At 70.2% G+C, this 19203-nt stretch carries 14 protein-coding genes; 10 read left to right on the top strand and 4 right to left on the bottom strand.

The genetic code is table 11. The features are described 5' to 3' along the window. Positions 1–21: 21 nt before the first annotated feature. From ACF8LI_RS03670 to ACF8LI_RS03685, 4 genes are all read right to left on the bottom strand, one after another. Positions 22–1632 (bottom strand): substrate-binding domain-containing protein, encoded by a 1611-nt coding sequence (locus ACF8LI_RS03670; protein WP_392412078.1) that lies wholly within the window; start codon positions 1630–1632, stop codon positions 22–24. A gap of 2 nt (positions 1633–1634) precedes the next feature. Further along, positions 1635–2867 carry a toxic anion resistance protein gene (locus tag ACF8LI_RS03675; RefSeq protein ID WP_016453983.1) on the bottom strand — a complete coding sequence of 411 codons (1233 nt, stop codon included), beginning with the start codon at positions 2865–2867 and terminating at the stop codon, positions 1635–1637. A 22-nt stretch (positions 2868–2889) separates the two neighbouring features. Beyond that, the gene (locus ACF8LI_RS03680; protein ID WP_016453982.1) at positions 2890–4002 is read right to left on the bottom strand and encodes a hypothetical protein; all 1113 of its coding nucleotides are present in this window, start codon (positions 4000–4002) and stop codon (positions 2890–2892) included. Positions 4003–4155: 153 nt separating this feature from the next. Then, a complete protein-coding gene (locus tag ACF8LI_RS03685) occupies positions 4156–5652 on the bottom strand; it encodes a hypothetical protein (RefSeq protein WP_392412080.1) in 1497 nt (498 codons plus the stop codon). A gap of 380 nt (positions 5653–6032) precedes the next feature. Between ACF8LI_RS03685 and ACF8LI_RS03690 the strand changes: the two genes are divergently transcribed. From ACF8LI_RS03690 to ACF8LI_RS03735, 10 genes are all read left to right on the top strand, one after another. Further along, positions 6033–6197, top strand: a complete 165-nt coding sequence (locus ACF8LI_RS03690; RefSeq protein WP_155294163.1) for a hypothetical protein — start codon at positions 6033–6035, stop codon at positions 6195–6197. A 15-nt stretch (positions 6198–6212) separates the two neighbouring features. After that, positions 6213–6980, top strand: coding sequence for an enoyl-ACP reductase FabI (fabI, locus tag ACF8LI_RS03695; RefSeq protein ID WP_016449534.1), 768 nt, complete (start codon positions 6213–6215; stop codon positions 6978–6980). A gap of 33 nt (positions 6981–7013) precedes the next feature. Next, a complete protein-coding gene (locus ACF8LI_RS03700) occupies positions 7014–8489 on the top strand; it encodes an efflux transporter outer membrane subunit (RefSeq protein WP_392412082.1) in 1476 nt (491 codons plus the stop codon). A 17-nt stretch (positions 8490–8506) separates the two neighbouring features. After that, positions 8507–9598, top strand: a complete 1092-nt coding sequence (locus ACF8LI_RS03705; protein ID WP_012202692.1) for an HlyD family secretion protein — start codon at positions 8507–8509, stop codon at positions 9596–9598. Continuing rightward, positions 9595–12351: a ribosome-associated ATPase/putative transporter RbbA gene (gene rbbA, locus ACF8LI_RS03710; RefSeq protein ID WP_392412084.1), complete on the top strand. Its 2757-nt coding sequence runs from the start codon at positions 9595–9597 to the stop codon at positions 12349–12351. Before ACF8LI_RS03705 ends, rbbA begins: the two co-directional genes overlap by 4 nt. A gap of 1 nt (position 12352) precedes the next feature. Next, on the top strand, positions 12353–13483 hold the full coding sequence (locus tag ACF8LI_RS03715; protein WP_017405871.1) for an ABC transporter permease: 1131 nt from the start codon (positions 12353–12355) through the stop codon (positions 13481–13483). A 53-nt stretch (positions 13484–13536) separates the two neighbouring features. Next, complete coding sequence (locus ACF8LI_RS03720; protein WP_016453976.1) at positions 13537–14070, top strand: hypothetical protein; 534 nt, start codon at positions 13537–13539, stop codon at positions 14068–14070. Between the two features lie 116 nt (positions 14071–14186). Beyond that, positions 14187–16496: a DUF3141 domain-containing protein gene (locus ACF8LI_RS03725; protein ID WP_047472286.1), complete on the top strand. Its 2310-nt coding sequence runs from the start codon at positions 14187–14189 to the stop codon at positions 16494–16496. Continuing rightward, positions 16493–17953: a bifunctional enoyl-CoA hydratase/phosphate acetyltransferase gene (locus tag ACF8LI_RS03730; protein ID WP_392412086.1), complete on the top strand. Its 1461-nt coding sequence runs from the start codon at positions 16493–16495 to the stop codon at positions 17951–17953. Before ACF8LI_RS03725 ends, ACF8LI_RS03730 begins: the two co-directional genes overlap by 4 nt. Then, positions 17950–19197 (top strand): acetate/propionate family kinase, encoded by a 1248-nt coding sequence (locus tag ACF8LI_RS03735; RefSeq protein ID WP_392412088.1) that lies wholly within the window; start codon positions 17950–17952, stop codon positions 19195–19197. The genes ACF8LI_RS03730 and ACF8LI_RS03735 overlap by 4 nt, the downstream gene beginning before the upstream one ends. Positions 19198–19203: the final 6 nt, after the last annotated feature.

Raw genomic sequence — 19203 nt, forward strand, 5'->3', positions numbered from 1 at the left:
GTCCCATCGCTGGCGGCGCTGTCACTGGTAGCCCCGGATTTCCTTGAACACCAGCGGCAGTCCGCTCTTGCCGGTGTTGCGCGCATCGAAGGCGCGCCCGCCCGTCAGCGCGGCCAGGGCCTGCATTTCGCCGGACTGCGCCTCGCCAAAGATGATGGGAAAGACGCGCACCAGCGGCGCGCCGCCGTCGCGCGCCATGCGCTGCTCGCGCTCGAATGCGGCCCAGTCGCGGCCGGCCGTGTTGGCGCCATCGGTCAGCAGCACGATGCTGACGAAGCGCTCGGGATCGGCCCGCAGTTCCTGGCGTGCCTGCTGCTGGGCCAGCGTGAGCGCGTCGTAGATGGCCGTGCCGCCGTCGGCCACCAGGCTGTCGGCATAGGCCAGCACCTGGGCGCTTGCGGCCTGCAGGTCGCCCGCCGCGAACTGCACGCGCGCGGGCTGGCCGACCAGGCCCGAGAACGGAATCAGCAGCACGCGCTCGCGCGCCTGGAAGGCGGCATAGCGCTGGCTGGCGGCCGAGGCCTCGGCGCCGGACAGCAGCTTGAGCGCCTCCTTCATCTGCGCCAGCCGCGCACCCTTCATGGAGCCGCTCACGTCCAGCACGAAGATGCTGGTGGCCGGGCGGCGCAGATCGCTCTGGTAGGCCGAGAGCACGGCATCGATCACCTCCAGCCGGTTCGGAAAGCTCAGCTCTACCACGGGCGCCGTGGGCAGGGCCGGGCTGGCCTGCGCCTCGGGGCTGGCGGGGCGCAGCTGGGCCTGGCGCAGCGGCTGGCCCTGGAAGGCGGGGGCCTTGAACTGGGCGACCAGCTTGTCATAGTCTGCGCGCCGCGCAGCGTTGAGCAGCATCAGCGGATAGTCGGCCGAGATCACGCCGTCGCGCGGGTAGACCAGGGTGAGCCGGTCGGCGGCGGGCAGCTTCTCGTTCAGGCGCAGGATCACGGCCTCGTAGTTGACCAGCGCATCGACGGCGCCGGGCTCACGCTCGAAGGCCTCGGCCAGCCAGCCGGAGCTGCCGGCGGTGAGCTTCTGGCCCGACAGGAAGTCCTTGAGCAACTTCGCATTGACCTCCCTGGCGTCCAGGTCCTCGGTCTTGCCGGCCACGGCCGAGGCCACGGCGAACAGTGCGCTCATGCCGGTGTTGGAACTGGCCGGATTGGTCATGCCGTAGCGCAGCCGGCCCTGGGCGGCAGCGCGTGCGATGTCGGCCCAGGTGGGCGGGGCCTTGTCCCAGCCCAGCTTGTGCAGCACGGGGACCTTCACGCCCAGGGCCACGCGCGAGTAGAAAAGCTTTTCGCGCGCCAGCGGCTTGTTCGCCAGCGCCAGCGCGGGATAGGCGCCATTGGGCGGCAGGATGGCGTCGTACTGCTCGCCCGCATTGATGCGCTCGACCATCTCCAGCGTGCCCGCATAGCTGAGCTTGAGCGGCACGCCCGCCGCCGTGGCGGCCTGCTCCAGCGCGGGCGCCACGTCCTTGAGTTCGGAGCCGGCCAGCACGGTGAATGCACCCTGGGGACCGGCGGGCGCATCGGCCTTGGCGGCGGCCTGCGGCGCGGGTTCGGGCGACTTGCCGCAGCCGGCCAGGACCAGCGCAAGGCCCAGCAGCCACCAGGCCGCCAGGCGCTGGAACATGCTCACAGCACCACCTCGCCGGCAGGCGCCTGCAGCGCCTCGCGCACGTCCTCGCGGCGGCTCTTTTCCAGATAGGCGCGGGACTTGTCCACCTCCTGCGACAGCGTGTCCACCGTGGTTTGCATGGAGGCCAGGGCCTTGACCTTGAAGTCGGCCATGGCGTCCATGGTCTGGTAGATGTTGCCGAAGGCCTGCTGCAGCCTGGCGATGTCGATGGTGCTGCCGGCCGCCTGCTCGTGGATCTTCCCGCTTTGCTCGCGCAGCAGCTCGCTGGTGCCGGCGATCAGGTTGCCCGTGGTGGTGTTCAGCGCCGTGATCTGGTCCAGCACCAGCTTCTGGTTGGCCAGCGCCTGCGCCACGATGACGGCCGTGCGCAGGGCGGAGACCGTGGTGGTGGTCGCGCGGTCCACGCCCTTGGCTAGTTCGAGGTTGTTCTTGCGCACCAGGTCCAGCGCCAGGTAGCCCTGCACGTTCACCGCCATCTGGGTGAGCAGGTCGGTGACCTTCTGGCGTGCGTAGAACAGCATGTCCTCGCGCACCACGCGCGCCTTTTCAGGGTCGCTGGCGTCCAGCTGCGCCGCCTTGGCCTCCAGCGCCGCGTCCAGCTTCTTGCCGATGTGGATGTATTTTTCCAGCCGCTCCATCAGGCCCCACAGGTTGGCCTTTTCCTGCTCAATGGCGGCGTTGTCGCGCAGCAGCTCGTCCTTGCCGCGCTTGAGGCTGTCGATGATGGCGTTCAGGTGGCTCTGGCTGGACTGGAACTTGTCGAAGTAGTCCACCAGCCTGTTGCCCATGGGGATCAGGCCCAGCAGCTTGCGCGGCTTGAACAGGTCGTCCTGGCGCGAGGGGTCCAGCGCCTCCACCTGGCGGCGCAGGTCGATCAGGCCCTGGCCGATCTGGCTGCCCTGGTCGAACAGGCCGTTGTTCAGCGTCTTGACGGGGCGCTCCAGCATGCGGTTGGAGACGGCCGCAGCGGCCTGCACCTCCTTGTTGCCCATGCCGTGGATGCGCTCGACCGCGCCCTTGAACGCGGGCGACTGGCTGTCGTTGGCGGTGACGTCGTCGATGAACTGCGCCACCTGCGCGTCCAGCTGCTGCACTTCCTCGGCCTTGAGGCGGACCTTGCCGCTGGCCGACTCGATGGGCACGGGCAGGGCGGGCGCGGGCGGCTCCAGCACGAAATCCTGCTCCTGCGCAGGCACGGCGGCAGTGGTGGCCTGGGGGGTGTTGCTCATCGGTTGCTCCTGGGTCCTTGAGTCATTTGAAGCGCTGCTCCATGTCCACGATCATTCGCTCCAGCCACTCCTGGCTGGGCGGTTCGATCACATCCACCAGCTGCGCGGGCGCCTGCACGCCCTGCCCGGCCCAGCGCTCGGGGCCGTGCGTGTCGCCGCCGGTGCGAAAGCCGTATTCCTGCGCCAATGCGCGCAGCTGCGGGTCGGATTCGAGCAGCTGGCCCACGCGCTCGCCAGCCGGCGTGTAGGGCACGAGCACATGCTTGGAATACAGCGTGGGCTGCGGGTAGAGCATCACCATCTCGCCGCTCCTGCGCTGCGGGTGACGCAGCAGGAACTCCACCAGCTGCGACTCATAGGCCACCAGCAGCGGCGCCTTGCCCATGCCCAGGGCCAGGTAGTCCTCGAACGGCCCGGCCGACGAGCTTTCCTGGAAGCCCTGGCGCAGGAACAGCGGCGCCACCTGCGGCATCACGCGCTCCAGGTCGGCCGGGCTTTGCACCACCTGCTGGCCGTTGAGCACATAGCTGGCCAGCGCCAGGTACATGGCCGCGCTGTTGGAGCTGCGCACATCGGTGCTGGCGGGCAGCACGGCCTTGCCGGTGGCAAAGGCGCCGGAGGCCTTCAGGTCACGCCAGCGCGTGCCCTTGCCGGCCATGGCCAGCAGGGCGGGAAGATCGGTCACGTAAAAGAAGTCGCCCTGCTTTTGCGCAACGCCGTTGGCGATCAGGATCTCGGCAATGGGCCGCCAGCTGGCGAACACGATGGGCGTGTAGAACGGCGTGTAGACCGTGCCGGCCCTGGCCGCCGCCTTGAGCTGGGCCGCAGCCGGCGCCCCCGAGGGAAAGCCGAAGTCGTACTGCTTGGGGTCGTAGCTGTTGGCAATGCTGCGCGAGCCGGCCTTTTGCACGGTCACCGTCACGCCGTGGCGCGCCAGCACGTCGCGCACGCGCTCGTCCTGGAAGAAGGCTTCCTTCTCGGAGCCGATCAGGCCGCGTGCCGTCACGGACTGCTGCTGCGCCCGCTGCGCCTGGCGGTCCTGCACCAGGGCCGTGCGCGAGTACCAGACGCCGCCGCCCACGGCCGCCAGCAGCAGCGCCGCCAGCCCCGCCGCCAAAGCACGGCGCGCGTTCATTGAGTGGCTCCGCCCTGGATGACGGCAAGATGAAATTCGGTCATGAACGCGCGGGCCGTTGTCATGTTCTGTTCAAAAAAACTTCTTATACGGAAGTTTTGTGACACAACGACGACACGCGGCCCGGCCCGCGCCGCGACTATCTCAGCGCGACTACCTCAGCGCGAGTTGCTCAGTGAAGCTGCGCCCACCGGGCGTTTCGCGGTGCTGCTGGGTGCGGTGCTCCACCAGCTGGTCCCACGTCTGCATCTGGCGCTCTTGCGTCTTGCGCAGCGCGCCGGTGACCTGCTTGCCGGCTGTCTCGATCAGCGTGGTGATGGTGCGGCTGTCCTGCACCTTGGTCAGGTCATAGTTGCCCGACTGCAAATCCAGCATGCTGCGGTTGCGCGCCTTTTTGGACTCGGCGTTCAGGGACTCGGTCACCACCTGGGCGATGGACTCGCCCGCCGAGCCCCTGGACTGCCGGGTGGTCTTCTGGCCGACCTGGTAGGCGGCCCGGCCGTCCTCGGTCACGGCGCCGAACTCATTGGTCTTTTCGTAGTCGCCGCTGAAGCTGGCCTGGAAATCGGCCAGGCCGCTTTGCGTGGCCTGCACGGCCCGCTCCAGCCCGGACAGCGCAGCCAGCCGGGCCGGCGCCGCAGGGGGCTGCGCGCTGTGCAGTTGGGTGAAGGCGCTCTTGAACAGGTCCACCAGGTTCGCGTCCGCGCGCCCGCGCTGCGCGGCCACATCGAAGCGCTTCAGATGCTGGTCCAGCGCGGACTGGCGCTGCGAAGCGCTGGCGCCCACGGGGGCATCGGACTGCAGGTTGACGGCCAGCTCGCCCGCCGCGCCCTTCATCGCCACCGATCGGCCATCGGCGCCCACATGCAGGCTGAACGAGGACAGGGGCTGCGAAGGCTTGGGGTTCTTGATGTCCAGGTCCAGGCCGGACAGCACGCTGCGGTCGAAGTCCATCAGCTTGCCCAGTTCCAGCTGGGGCTTGCCCGGCTTTCCCAGGCCTTCCAGCGCTTCGTCCAGCCCGTCGGCCAGCTGGGCAATGGCCGCGCTCTCGGCCTGGCTCAAGGTGCCGGAACTCTTGACCTCGACCCGCAGCCCGCTGCTGCTGCCCGCTTCGCTGCCGTCGTTCGTGGCAATCCGCAGCTCCACGGTCTGGCCCGATTGCGTGCGGATCTTCAGGCTCACGGTGGCAGCGCCCACGGACACATCGCTCAGTGCGGACTTGTCCAGGGCCTGCGCATCCGCGCTGCCTGCGACGGAGTCGGCCGCCGTGGGCGCCTGGTACTCCGCAACCGTCTGCTGGTAGTCCGACGGCGTGGCCGCAAAGCGCGACAGCAGGGCGCCGCCCAGGCCGCGCCAGCGGTCGGCCAGGCTGGCCGACGGGCCCAGGCCCAGGTTGCGCGCCATCAGGGTGCTGATGTCGTCCCTGTCTTGCGAGGCCCAGGCCCGGGTCAGCCTGAACTGGCCCAGTTCCACGGGCTGCGGTTTGGCATAGATGACGCTGGACCCTGCGGACTGGCCCAGCGTGACCTGCGTGCCCGGGTCGGCGGGTGCAGCAGCTGCCGTGGTCGCTGACGACCTCACGGACACCGTGGGCCGCATGCCCGCTGCGCTGGCGGCAAAGCTGGCGCCGGTGGATGAAATGCTGGTCATGGATTGATCGTCTTCCTTCGGTCTTGTCTTGACTGAATGGCGGCCCCAGGCCTTTGCAGGCCGGGGATTTTCTCTGTCCACGGACCATCGGCAGATTTCCGGTTTTCTTTACCTCCCATGCACCAATATGGTGTGAATACCTTGTATTCATTGAAATCCGGCCAATACAGGGAATGCTCGGCTGTTGGCGCAAAAAGACACCATTGCTCTACTGGGCACAGCAACCGGCGGCAAGCGGCATTCTCCCCGTGAGGCAGCCCTCTTTGACCTGAGTCAAGACTATGGAGTGAACTGCATCGATATAACGAAACGGCATCGCCAAAATCGGTCGCTGCAGTGCAACATAGATAGAATGAAAAAGACCAGGAGACGATATTGGCATGCAAACCTTTGATTTGCATGCATCAAAACAAGCTATCAAAAGCTTCGTAGTCACAGGAAATACAAACATTCGCCGTGGCGCATATGTCGGCAATGCCGCGCCATGCCCCGTGATTCCTGACGAAGCCGCCCCAAGGCGGCCTGTTTCCCGGCAGACCTTCTGATCTGGAGCATTCGAGATGACGCTATTGGCTGGCAAAAAAGGCCTGATCGTCGGCATCGCCAACCGCGACAGCATTGCCTGGGCCTGTGCCCGGGCCATGCATGCGGCGGGCGCCGAGATCGGCGCGACCTGGCAGAACGACAAGGCCCGGGCGCATGTGGAGCCCCTGCTCGACGAGATCGGTGCCGAGCTGCGCATGCCGCTGGACGTGGGCGACGACGAGCAGATGCGCGCGCTGTTCGATGCCGCCGCCGTGCGCTGGGGCCGGCTGGACTTCGTGCTGCACGCCGTGGCCTACGCCCCGCGCAAGGACCTGCAGGGCCGCGTGGTGGACAGCTCCCGCGAGGGCTTTGCGCTGGCCATGGACATCTCCTGCCACTCCTTCATCCGCATGGCCCACCTGGCCGAGCCGCTGATGGCGGCCAGCGGCGGCAGCCTCATGACGCTGAGCTACCTGGGCGCCAGCGAGGTCATGCCGCACTACGGAATCATGGGCCCGGTCAAGGCCGCGCTGGAGTCCACCACGCGCTACCTGGCGGCCGAGCTCGGCCCCTCGCGCATCCGCGTCAATGCCGTCTCGCCCGGGCCCATCGCCACGCGCGCGGCCTCGGGCATTGCCGCGTTCGATGAACTCGTGGCCGACAGCGTGCGCCGCTCGCCCATTGCCGGCGAACTGCAGCCCGACGACGTGGGGCCGCTGTGCGCCTTCCTGGCCTCGGACGGGGCGCGCGCCATCACGGGCTGCACGCTGTATGTCGATGGCGGCCACCACATCCTCAACTAGCGGCTGCCGCACCGGCGCCCCGCAGCACTGCAGATGACCCTCCCACTCCCCCGAACCGCCGCCGCCGCGCTGGCAGCCGCACTGGCCGCAGCCCTGGCAGGATGTGCCTCCCTGGCGCCGCCGCACGAGCCGCCGCCCCTGCCCACGCCCGAGGCCTGGCCTGCCCATCTGCAGGCGGGCGCCCAGGGTGTCGCCGCCGCCGGCCTGCCCTGGCGCGAGTACTTCACCGACCCCGTGCTGCGCCAGCTGATCGCCACCGCGCTGGAGCACAACCGCGACCTGCGCGTGGCCGCGCTGCGCGCCGAAGAGGCGCGCGCGGCCTTCCAGATCCAGCGCTCCGAGCTGTTCCCGGCCATTGGCGTGGGCGGCCAGGCCGCACGGGCGCGCGTGCCGGGCGACCTCAACCTCTCGGGCCGCTCCGTGGTCAGCGGCGAGTACCGCGCCGAGGTCGGCTTCAGCAGCTGGGAGCTGGACCTGTGGGGCCGCGTGCGCAGCCTCAAGGACGCGGCCCTGCAGACCTGGCTGGCCAGCGATGCGGGCCGCCACGCCGTGCAGACCGCGCTGATCGCCCAGTTGGCCGACGGCTACCTGGGCCTGCGCGAGCTGGACGAGCGCGTGGCCATTGCGCGCGAGACGCTGGCCACGCGCCAGGAATCCTTTCGCATCTTCACGCGCCGCGAGGCCGTGGGCGCCAGCTCGCGCCTGCAGCTGGCCCAGGTCCAGACCCTGCTGACCCAGGCGCAGGCCCTGCTGGCCCAGCTGGAGCTGGCACGCGCGCAGCAGCTGCACGCACTGGCGCAGCTGGTCGGCGCCCACCCGGGCCCGCTGCCCGCCGCCGCACCCTTTGACGACGCCCTGGTGCTGGCCGAGCTGCGGCCGGGCCTGCCCTCGGAACTGCTCACGGCGCGGCCCGACATTGCCGCGGCCGAGCACCAGCTGCGCGCGGCCCGGGCACAGATCGGCGCGGCGCGCGCCGCCTTCTTCCCGCGCATTGCGCTCACCGCCCGCTGGGGCACGGCCAGCGCCGAACTCGACGGCCTGTTCGACGGCGGCAGCCGCGCCTGGGCCTTCGTGCCCACGGTGTCCCTGCCCATCTTCGACGGCGGCCGGCGCCGCGCCAACCTGGAGCTGGGCGAGATCCGCAGCGACATGGCCGTGGCCCAGTACGAGAAAGCCATACAGACCGCCTTCCGCGAGGTGGCCGATGGCCTGGCCGCGCGCCGCTGGCTGTCCGAACAGATCACCGTGCAGCGCACCGCCGTGCAGGCCCAGGCCGAGCGCGCGCGGCTGGCGCAGCTGCGCTACGACAACGGCTCGGCCGCCTACCTGGAGGTGCTGGACGCCCAGCGCGACCTGCTGGCCGCACGCCAGCAGCTGGTGCAGGCGCGGCGCGCCCTGCTGTCCAGCCAGGTGGGCCTGTATGCCGCCCTGGGCGGCGGCAGCGGGGCGGAACCTGCCGCGCTGCCCGCCACCGTGCCGGCCACGCCTGCCGATCCCCCGAATTCCTGAAGCATCCGGACCCGCCCATGGACAAGAACACCTCTCTGAAGAACAAGATCGTGCCGATCGCCGCCGTGGCGGTCCTGGCCCTCGTGGCCTGGTGGGCCTGGAAGACCTTCACGCCCAAGGGCCCGGGCGAGGGCTTCGTCGGCAGCAATGGCCGGGTCGAGGCCACCGAGATCGACATCTCCACCAAGCTGCCCGGCCGCGTGGAGGAAATCCTGGTGCGCGAGGGCGACTTCGTGCAGGCCGGCCAGCCCGTGGCGCGCATGCAGATCGACACCCTGCGCGCCCAGCGCCAGGAAGCCGACGCCATGCGCCAGCAGGCCGAGCACAGCGTGGCCGCGGCCGAGGCCCAGGTCACCCTGCGCCGCAGCGACCTGGCCGCCGCCCAGGCCCTGATCGTGCAGCGCGAGACCGAGGTGGACGCCGCGCAACGCCGCTTCAAGCGCTCGGAAACGCTGGCGCGCGAGGGTGCCTCCTCGGTGCAGGAGCTCGATGACGACCGCGCCCGCGTGCGCGGCAGCGAGGCGGCGCTGGCCGCCACGCGTGCCCAGGCCGCCGCTGCCCAGGCCGCCGTGAAGGCGGCCGAGGCCCAGGTGGTCGGCGTGCGCTCCCAGGTGCAGGCGGCCACGGCCACGGTGGCGCGCGTGCAGGCCGACATCGACGACGGCGTGCTCAAGGCCCCGCGCGACGGCCGCGTGCAGCTGCGCGTGGCCCAGCCCGGCGAGGTACTGGGCGCAGGCGGGCGCGTGCTCAACCTGCTGGACCTGTCCGATGTCTACATGACCTTTTTCGTGCCCGAGACCGCCGCCGGGCGCATTGCCCTGGGCAGCGAGGTGCGTCTGGTGCTGGACGCCGCGCCCGAGTACGTGATTCCGGCCCGCGTCTCCTTCGTCGCCAGCCAGGCCCAGTTCACGCCCAAGACCGTGGAGACCGCCAGCGAGCGCCAGAAGCTGATGTTCCGCGTGCGCGCCCAGATCCCGCCGGAGCTGCTGCGCCGCCATCTGGAACAGGTCAAGACCGGCGTGCCCGGCATGGCCTGGCTGCGTACCGATGCCAGCCATGAGTGGCCCGCCAACCTGGCCATCAAGCTGCCAGCCCAGCCCGCGCAATGAGCGAGAGCACGACGCCCCACGCCAGCGGCTGGGTCGTGCGCCTGAAGGGCGTGCACCAGCGCTATGGCCAGGTCGAGGCGCTGGCGGGCATCGACCTGGACATTCCCGAAGGCCGCATGGTCGGCCTGATCGGGCCGGACGGCGTGGGCAAGTCCAGCCTCATGGCGCTGATCTCCGGGGCGCGCCAGATCCAGGAAGGCAGCGTCGAGGTGCTGGGCGGCGACATGGCCCAGCGCCGGCACCGCGAGGCCGTCTGCCCGCGCGTGGCCTACATGCCGCAGGGCCTGGGGCGCAACCTCTATCCCACGCTGTCGGTGGAGGAGAACCTGCAGTTCTTCGCGCGCCTGTTCGGCCATGACGCGGCCGAGCGGCGCCGGCGCATCGACGATCTCACCCAGGCCACGGGCCTGCGCAAATTCCTGGAGCGGCCGGCCGGCAAGCTGTCGGGCGGCATGAAGCAGAAGCTGGGCCTGTGCTGCGCGCTGATCCACGACCCCGACCTGCTCATTCTTGATGAGCCCACCACGGGCGTGGACCCGCTGGCGCGCGCCCAGTTCTGGGACCTGATCGCGCGCATCCGCCGCCAGCGCCCCGGCATGAGCGTGCTGGTGGCCACGGCCTACATGGACGAGGCCCAGCGCTTCGACTGGCTGGTGGCCATGGACGAGGGCCGCGTGCTGGCCACGGGCACGCCGGCCGAGCTGCTGCAGCGCACGGCCAGCCGCTCGCTGGAAGAGGCCTTCATCGCCCTGCTGCCCGAAGAGAAAAAGCGCGGCCATGCGCCCGTAACCATCGCCCCCCTGCCCGAGGGCGGCGAGGACGACATCGCCATCGAGGCCAGGGACCTGACCATGCGATTTGGCGACTTCGTCGCCGTGGACCATGTGTCCTTCCGCATCCGCCGCGGCGAGATCTTCGGCTTCCTGGGCTCCAACGGCTGCGGCAAGAGCACCACCATGAAGATGCTGACCGGCCTGCTGCCGGCCAGCGAGGGCCAGGCCTGGCTGTTCGGCCAGCCCGTGGACCCGCGCGACATCGACACGCGCCGCCGCGTGGGCTACATGACCCAGGCGTTCTCGCTGTACGGCGAGCTGACCGTGCACCAGAACCTGGTGCTGCACGCGCGCCTGTTCGGCGTGCCCGAGGCGGACATTCCCGCGCGCGTGGCCGAGATGCTGCAGCGCTTTGACCTGCAGGCCGCGCAGCACAGCCTGCCGGCCGCCCTGCCGCTGGGCATGCGCCAGCGCCTGTCGCTGGCCGTGGCCATGGTGCACAAGCCCGAGCTGCTCATCCTGGACGAGCCCACCTCGGGCGTGGACCCCGTGGCGCGCGACGGCTTCTGGCGCCTGCTGGTGGAGCTGTCGCGGCGCGACCGCGTGACCATCTTCATCTCCACCCACTTCATGAACGAGGCCGAGCGCTGCGACCGCATGTCCATGATGCATGCGGGCAAGGTGCTGGACAGCGACACGCCCGCGCGCCTGGTGGCCAAGCGCGGCGCGGCCACGCTGGAGGAAGCCTTCATCGGCTACCTGGTCGAGGCCGGTGGCGGCGAGGCCCCGGCCGCCGAGGAACCGGCCGCGCCTGCCGCCCCCGCTGCCGTGGAAACGCACACTGCGCGCCGCCGCCATTTCAGCGCCCAGCGCATGCTCAGCTATGTCTGGCGCGAAGCGCTGGAGCTGCAGCGCGACCCGGTGCGCGCCACGCTGGCCCTGGTGGGCTCGCTGATCCTGATGTTCGTGATGGGCTACGGCATCAGCCTGGACGTGGAGGACCTGCGCTTTGCCGTGCTGGACCGCGACCAGACCACCATCAGCCGCAGCTATGCGATGAGCCTGTCGGGCTCGCGCTACTTCATCGAGCAGCCGCCGCTGACCGACTACGACGCACTGGACCGCCGCATGCGCAGCGGCGAGCTGACCCTGGCCATCGAGATCCCCCCGGGCTTTGCGCGCGATGTGCTGCGCGGCGGCTCCGTGCAGGTGGGCGCCTGGTTCGACGGCGCCATGCCCACGCGCGCCGAGACCGTGCGCGGCTACCTGCAGGGCATCCACCAGCACTGGCTGACCGAGCAGGCGCGCGAGCGCCTGGGCGTGGCGCCGGCCGGCCTCATCGACATCCAGACGCGCTTTCGCTACAACCCCGACGTGCGCAGCCTGCCGGCCATGGTGCCGGCCGTCATGCCCCTGCTGCTGCTGCTTTTGCCGGCCATGCTGACGGCGCTGGCCGTGGTGCGCGAGAAGGAAAGCGGCTCCATCACCAACCTCTACGTCACGCCGGTCACGCGCACCGAATTCCTGCTGGGCAAGCAACTGCCCTATGTGGTGCTGGCCATGCTGAACTTCCTGCTGATGTGCCTGATGGCCGTCACCCTGTTCGGCGTGCCCGTGACGGGCAGCTTTGCCACGCTGGCCCTGGCGGCGCTGATCTTCAGCGGCGCCTCCACGGGCTTCGGCCTGCTGGCCTCCACGCTGACGCGCAGCCAGATCGCCTCGATGTTCCTGGTGCTGATCGGCACGCTGATCCCCACCACGCAGTTCGCAGGCCTGGTCGACCCCGTGTCCTCGCTGGAGGGCGTGGGCCGCGCCATCGGCGAGGTCTATCCGGCCAGCCACATGATCGCCATCAGCCGCGGCGTGTTCAGCAAGGCGCTGGGATTTCGGGAGCTGGCCGGCTCGTTCGGGCCGCTGCTGCTGTCCGTGCCGGCGATCCTGGGCCTGGCCATTGCGCTGACCAGAAAGCAGGAGAGCTGACATGCGCACCCGCCTTTTCTCCAACATCTACCGGCTGGGCGTCAAGGAGCTGTGGAGCCTGTGGCGCGACCCCGTGCTGCTGGTGCTCATCGCCTATGTGTTCACGGTCTCCATCTACACGGCGGCCACGGCCATGCCCGAGAGCCTGCACAACGCGCCCATCGCCATCGTGGACGAGGACGGCTCGCCGCTGTCGCAGCGCATCGCGGGCGCCTTCTATCCGCCGCAGTTCGCGCCGCCGGCCATGATCGACCGCACGCAGATGGACCCGGGCATGGACTCGGGCACCTACACCTTCGTGCTCAACATCCCGCCCAACTTCCAGCGCGACGTGCTGGCGGGCCGCGCGCCCGAGCTGCAGCTGAACGTGGACGCCACGCGCATGAGCCAGGCCTTCACGGGCAACAGCTACGTGCAGCAGATCGTCTCGGCCGAGGTCAGCGAGTTCGTGCGGCGCTTTCGGGGCGCCACCGCCCTGCCCGTGGACCTGGTGGTGCGCGCGCGCTTCAATCCCGCGCTTGACAAGGTCTGGTTCGGCGGGCTGATGCAGATCATCAACAACGTGACCATGCTGTCCATCATCCTCACGGGCGCGGCGCTGATCCGCGAGCGCGAGCACGGCACGGTGGAGCACCTGCTGGTCATGCCGGTGACACCGACCGAGATCATGCTGGCCAAGATATGGTCCATGGGACTGGTCGTGCTGGTCACCGCATTTGCCTCGCTCAACCTCGTGGTGCGCGGCGCCCTGGGCGTTCCCATCGAAGGCTCTCAGCCGCTGTTCCTGGCAGGGGCCGCGCTGTGCCTGTTCGCCACAACGTCGCTGGGGATCTTCCTTGCCACGCTGGCGCGCAACATGCCACAGTTCGGCATGCTGCTGGTGCTCGTGCTGCTGCCGCTGCAGCTGCTGTCGGGCGCCATGACGCCGCGCGAAAGCATGCCGCAGCTGGTGCAGACCATCATGCTGGCCGCGCCGACCACCCACTTTGTCGAGCTGTCGCAGGCCATCCTCTACCGCGGAGCGGGGCTGGACGTGGTCTGGAAGCCCTTTCTCGCACTGGCCGCCATCGGCTCCGTGCTGTTCGCCCTCACGCTCGCCCGCTTTCGCAAGACCATCGGCCAGATGGCCTGAGTTTCGTTCCGCCGCCAAGGCATCTTTCCACGTCAACCAGCAAGGAGTTCCATATGAGCGCACAGACCATTCCCCTCCATCTGCTCAAGGCCCAGCTCGAACTGCAGCTGCACCTGAGCCGGCTGCTGCAGGAAAGCGGCCAGCAATGGCTGGAGCATGCCGCACGCAACGGCCCCGAGCGCATCGCCGAGACCGGCAACGAGATCGAGGGCGTGCAGCAGACCAGCAGCTGGCAGGAGCTGGCCACCCTGCCCGCCCAGGCCTTCTGGCGCCACGCCCACCTGCGCATGGGCCATGCCCAGGCCCTGGCCCAGACCGCCATGGCCAGCCAGATGACCCTGGCCCAGGGCGTGCAGCAGGCCGTGCACGACTGGCAGCAGCAGGTGGCAGCCACGCTGAGCGGCGGCGCCCAGGGCGCGGCCGACACGGCCGTGCCCTGGAGCGACCTGCTGGCGCGCTGGACCTCGGCCGTGCAGTCCATGGCCCAGTCCGTGACCCCATCCGTCACCCCGCCCGACCATGCGGCGCAGCAGCCCATTGCAGCGGCTGCCGCCGAAACGGCCCGGGACGCTGCCGCCCACGGCTGAAGAGCCCAGGGGCTGACACAAGCCGCACGGTCCCGCAGGCGCGGGGCCGTTTGGCGGCCATTCACACGCAATCTGCAAGCAGGGGGCAGGACATGCCCGTTAAAGGAGTGGGCCAGATGAACGAGCACCTCGATAGCCACGGCACCGTGGACGTGGGGGCACTGTGGGGCGATCCGCTGAAGCTGCCCCAGGCAGCTGCACAGTACGCCACCGATGCCTGGCAGCGCACGCTGCTGTATGCCGACATCCGGCGCCAGCGCGGCAACCAGTACCGCGCCCACCTGGCCGAGGAAGTGCCCAATGTGCTGAGCTTCCAGGCCGAGATCGTGATGTCCGGCCTGGAGCTGCCGCGTCCCGTCAACTACGGGCTGGCACGCATCGCGCCCATGGAGGGCACGGTCATCGACCCGGCCAAGCGCCCCTTCATCGTCGTCGATCCGCGCGCGGGCCACGGCCCTGGCATCGGCGGCTTCAAGCCCGACAGCGAGATCGGCGCCGCCCTCAAGGCCGGCCATCCCTGCTACTTCGTGGGCTTCCTGCCCGATCCCGTGCCCGGCCAGACCGTCGAGGACGTGATGCGCGCCGAGGCCGAATTCGTGCGCAAGGTCGCCGAGCTTCACCCCGAGAGCCGGGGCAAGCCCGCCGTCATCGGCAACTGCCAGGCCGGCTGGCAGATCCTCATGACGGCCGCCGTCTGGCCCGAGCTGTTCGGGCCCATCATCGTGGCCGGTGCGCCGCTGTCGTACTGGGCCGGAGACAACCCCATGCGCTACGGCGGCGGCCTCATGGGCGGCAGCTGGGTGACGGCACTGACCAGCGACCTGGGTGCGGGCCGCTTCGACGGCGCCTGGCTGGTGCAGAACTTCGAGAACCTCAACCCCGCCAACACGCTGTGGGAAAAGCAGTACCAGGTCTATGCCGACGTGGACACCGAGGGGCCGCGCTACCTGGGCTTCGAGAAGTACTGGGGCGGCCATGTCTTCCTGGAAGGCCGCGAGATGCAGTACATCGTGGACAACCTGTTCATCGGCAACCGGCTGGCCACGGCCGAGCTGACCACCTCGGACGGCGTGCGCATCGACCTGCGCAACATCCGCTCGCCCATCGTGGTGTTCTGCTCGCATGGCGACAACATCACGCCGCCGGGCCAGGCCCTGGGCTGGATCACCGACCTGTACCGTGATGACGAGGACATCGCCGCCCACGACCAGACCATCGTCTTCGCCACGCACGACAGCATCGGCCACCTGGGCATCTTTGTCTCGGGCGCCGTGGGCCGCAAGGAGCACCGCGAGTTCGCGGCGCACATCGACATCATCGACCTGCTGCCCGCCGGCATCTACCGCGCCGAGATCGCCGACCGCCCGGCCGGCGTGCCGCCGCAGGAACTGACCGACGCGGCCTACCTGATGAAGATCCGCCGCAGCGACCTGGCCGAGGTGCGCGACATCGTCCGGCCCGACCCCGAAAGCGAGCGCCACTTTGCCGCCGCCGCCCGCGTCTCCGAAATCAACCTCGCCCTGTACCGCAACACCGTGCAGCCCTGGGTGCAGGCCCTGTCCACGCCGTTGTCGGCGCGCTGGCTGCAGGCCATGCATCCGCTGCGCGTGGGCTACGAATACTGGTCGGACTCCCACCCGCTGGCCCCTGCCGTGGCCCAGGCCGCCGAGCAGGCGCGCGAGGACCGCCACCCCGTCGAGCCCGACAACCCTTTCCTGAAGGCGCAGCAGGCCATGTCGCAGGCCGTGGTGCATATGCTGGACACCTACCGCGACCAGCGCGACGCCATGCAGGCGCGGCTGTTCCACGCCATCTATGGCTCGCCCCTGGTGCAGGCCCTGGCCGGTCAAAGCCGCCAGGACGACGGCCCGCCGCGCCCGCACCCGGGCGAATCGCCCGAGCACTGCCAGTACATGTGCCAGGAACTGGCACGGCTGCACGAAAGCGTGGCCCAGGGCGGGCTGTACGAGGCCGTCATCCGCGCCCTGTTCCATGTGCTGCGTGCACGCGGCGAGGCCGATGAGCGCCACTTCCGCCACGCCTGGCGGCTGCTGCAGGATCACCTGGGCGGCGTGCCGCCCGACATGGCGCAGTTCCGCCGCATCGTGCGCCGCCAGGCCCTGCTGATGCAGCGCGAGCCCGACGCCGCCATGGCCGCCATCACCCAGTTGCTGGCCGCCTCGCCGGCGGCCGACATCCGCTGGGGCATGACCACGGTGGACGAGCTGGCCAACCAGGGAGGCAACCTCAGCGATGCCGAGCACCAGCGCCTGCTGCAGGCCATGGCGCATTTCGTGCAGGCGCTGGAGGTGGCGCAGGCCAGGGAGGCCCCCCAGGAAGCGGCCCCACCCGAAGCCCCGGCCGCCAGGCCCACCCCGCGCGCACCGGCCAGCCGCGCGCACACAGGTACCCGAAAGAAGCGATGAACCTCTCCACTGCCTCCGATGCGGCCCTGCCGCCCGAAGACCTGGCCCTGCTGCGCAACCACAGCTTCGACGAGCTGGACGTGGGCGACAGCGCCAGCCTGGAACGCACGCTGAGCACCCAGGACCTGCGCCTGTTCGCCGCCCTGTCGGGCGCGGCCGTGGCCGACGGCGCTGGTGCCGGTGCCGGTGCTGGCACGGTTGCCGGCGCCGACGATGACGACACGGCCCTGATCGCCCACGGCATGTGGGGCGGCATGCTGCTGGCCTCGGTGCTGGGCACGCGCCTGCCCGGCCCCGGCACCACCCTGGTCGGCCAGACGCTGCGCTTTCTGGCGCCGCTGGCCGCAGGCGACCGGCTGACCGTGCGCGTGGAGGTGCTGGCCAAGCAGGCCGAGCAGCGCCAGGTCACGCTGGCCGTGGCCTGCACCAACCAGCATGGCGCCGCCGTGATCGAGGGCCAGGCCACCGTGCATGCGCCGGCCCGCCACATCGAGCGCCAGCGCACCAGCCTGCCCGAGATCCGGCTGGAGGCCGGTGGACGCGACGGCCTGCAGCGCCTGCTGGCCCATGTGGCCGGCCTGCCGCCCATCCGCGTGGCCGTGGTCCATCCCTGCGACGAGACCAGCCTCTCGGCCGCGCTGGACGCGCGCCGCGAAGGCCTGATCGACCCCGTGCTGGTGGCCCCGCGCGCACGGCTGGAGGCCGTGGCGGCCGAGCACGGGCTGGACCTGGGCGGCCTGCGCATCGAGGACGTGCCGCACAGCCACGCCGCCGCCACGCGTGGCGCCGAGCTGGCCGCCTGCGGCGAGGTCGAGGCCATCATGAAAGGCAGCCTGCACACGGACGAACTCATGGCCGAGGTCGTGGCCGCCGCCGCCGGCCTGCGCACCAAGCGCCGCGTCAGCCACTGCTTCGTGCTGCAGACGCCGCACTACCCGCGCCCCTTCATCGTCACCGACGCGGCCATCAACCTGGCACCCGACCTGCAGCAAAAGGCCGACATCGTGCGCAACGCCATCGCCCTGGCCCATGCCATCGGCGTGCCCGAGCCCAAGGTCGCCATCCTGGCCGCCGTGGAGACCGTGAGCCCGCACATGCCGGCCACGCTGGACGCCGCCGCGCTGTGCAAGATGGCCGACCGGGGCCAGATCGCGGGCGGCGTGCTCGACGGGCCGCTGGCCTTCGACAACGCCGTGTCCATGGCCGCAGCGCGCACCAAGGGCATCGATTCGCCCGTGGCGGGCCAGGCCGACATCCTGGTCGTGCCCGACCTGGAAAGCGGCAACATGCTGGCCAAGCAGCTCATGTACATGGGCGAGGCGGCCAGCGCCGGCATCGTCATGGGCGCCAAGGTGCCCGTGATCCTGACCAGCCGCGCCGACAGCCGCGCCTCGCGCATCGCCTCCTGCGCCATCGCCCTGCTGCTGGCCCACCGCTACCGGAACTCGCCGCCATGATCCCTGCCCACACCGCATCCTCCCCCGCCCGCGAACTGGTCGTGGTGCTCAACTGCGGCTCGTCCAGCATCAAGTTCGCCGTCTTCGACGGTGCACAGCGCCCGCTGCCGCGCAAGCCGCTGTGGAACGGCAAGGTCCAGGGCATCGGCGGGCCCGCGCCCGACTTCGGCGAGAGCGGCGTGCCGCCCTTTGCCATCACCCTGGACACAGCCCACCCCTACCGCGCCGCGCTGCAGCTGATCCGCGAGCGCATCACCGCACGCCTGGCGCAGCTGGACGGCGCACGCGTGGCCGCCATCGCCCACCGCGTGGTGCACGGCGGCAGCCGCTACTTCGAGCCCGTGCGCGTCGATGCCGGCGTGCTGGCCGACCTCAAGGCCTTCATCCCGCTGGCGCCGCTGCACCAGCCCTTTGCGCTGGAGGCCATGGACATCCTGCTGCGCGAGCGGCCCGAACTGGTGCAGGTGGCCTGCTTCGACACCGCCTTCCACCACACGCTGCCCAAGGTCGAGCAACTGCTGCCCCTGCCGCATGCGGCCTGGGAACGCGGGCTGCGCCGCTACGGCTTCCACGGCCTGTCCTACGAATACATGGCCACCGCCCTGCCCGAGCGCCATGGCGACCTGGCGCGCGGGCGCACCCTGGTGGCCCACCTGGGCAGCGGCGCCAGCCTGTGCGCCATGCAGGGCCTGCAAAGCGTGGCGACCACCATGGGCTTCTCTGCGCTGGACGGCCTGATGATGGGCACGCGCACCGGCGCGCTGGACCCCGGCGCCGTGATCTACCTGATGGAAATCGAAAAGCTCAGCCTGCAGGAAGTGGGCCGCATCCTGTACCACGAGTCCGGCCTGCTGGGCGTCTCGGGCACCTCGTCCGAGCCGCGCGTGCTGCTGCCGCTGGAGTCAGGCATCGATGCCCAGGCCGAGCTCGCCCGCGATGCGCTGGCCCTGTACGTGCGGCGCATCGTGCGCGAGATCGGCGCCCTGGTCGCCGTGCTGGGCGGCCTGGATCTGCTGGTGTTCACCGCAGGCGTGGGCGAGCACAGCGCCGAGATACGGCGGCGCGTGTGCGAGGGCCTGGGCTTTCTGGGCCTGCGGCTGGACGCCGAGGCCAATGCGCGCGATGCGGCCGTGATCTCGGCCACCGGCAGCGCCGTCACCGTGGGCGTGGAGCCCACGAACGAGGAATGGGTGGCAGCGCGCCATGCGCTGCGCTGGCTGCCGGGCAACGCGATCCCCGCATGAGTGTGA

The organism is Delftia sp. WSY_12 (assembly GCF_043104645.1).
Taxonomy (GTDB): Bacteria; Pseudomonadota; Gammaproteobacteria; order Burkholderiales; family Burkholderiaceae_C; genus Comamonas; species Comamonas tsuruhatensis.

Coding starts and splice junctions, on each gene's coding strand:
- ACF8LI_RS03735 (WP_392412088.1), top strand. CDS start 17,950: ATGATCCCTGCCCACACCGCATCCTCCCCCGCCCGCGAACTGGTCGTG.
- ACF8LI_RS03690 (WP_155294163.1), top strand. CDS start 6,033: ATGCAAACCTTTGATTTGCATGCATCAAAACAAGCTATCAAAAGCTTC.
- ACF8LI_RS03700 (WP_392412082.1), top strand. CDS start 7,014: ATGACCCTCCCACTCCCCCGAACCGCCGCCGCCGCGCTGGCAGCCGCA.
- rbbA (WP_392412084.1), top strand. CDS start 9,595: ATGAGCGAGAGCACGACGCCCCACGCCAGCGGCTGGGTCGTGCGCCTG.
- ACF8LI_RS03670 (WP_392412078.1), bottom strand. CDS start 1,632: ATGTTCCAGCGCCTGGCGGCCTGGTGGCTGCTGGGCCTTGCGCTGGTC.
- fabI (WP_016449534.1), top strand. CDS start 6,213: ATGACGCTATTGGCTGGCAAAAAAGGCCTGATCGTCGGCATCGCCAAC.
- ACF8LI_RS03685 (WP_392412080.1), bottom strand. CDS start 5,652: ATGACCAGCATTTCATCCACCGGCGCCAGCTTTGCCGCCAGCGCAGCG.
- ACF8LI_RS03730 (WP_392412086.1), top strand. CDS start 16,493: ATGAACCTCTCCACTGCCTCCGATGCGGCCCTGCCGCCCGAAGACCTG.
- ACF8LI_RS03675 (WP_016453983.1), bottom strand. CDS start 2,867: ATGAGCAACACCCCCCAGGCCACCACTGCCGCCGTGCCTGCGCAGGAG.
- ACF8LI_RS03680 (WP_016453982.1), bottom strand. CDS start 4,002: ATGAACGCGCGCCGTGCTTTGGCGGCGGGGCTGGCGGCGCTGCTGCTG.
- ACF8LI_RS03705 (WP_012202692.1), top strand. CDS start 8,507: ATGGACAAGAACACCTCTCTGAAGAACAAGATCGTGCCGATCGCCGCC.
- ACF8LI_RS03715 (WP_017405871.1), top strand. CDS start 12,353: ATGCGCACCCGCCTTTTCTCCAACATCTACCGGCTGGGCGTCAAGGAG.
- ACF8LI_RS03725 (WP_047472286.1), top strand. CDS start 14,187: ATGAACGAGCACCTCGATAGCCACGGCACCGTGGACGTGGGGGCACTG.
- ACF8LI_RS03720 (WP_016453976.1), top strand. CDS start 13,537: ATGAGCGCACAGACCATTCCCCTCCATCTGCTCAAGGCCCAGCTCGAA.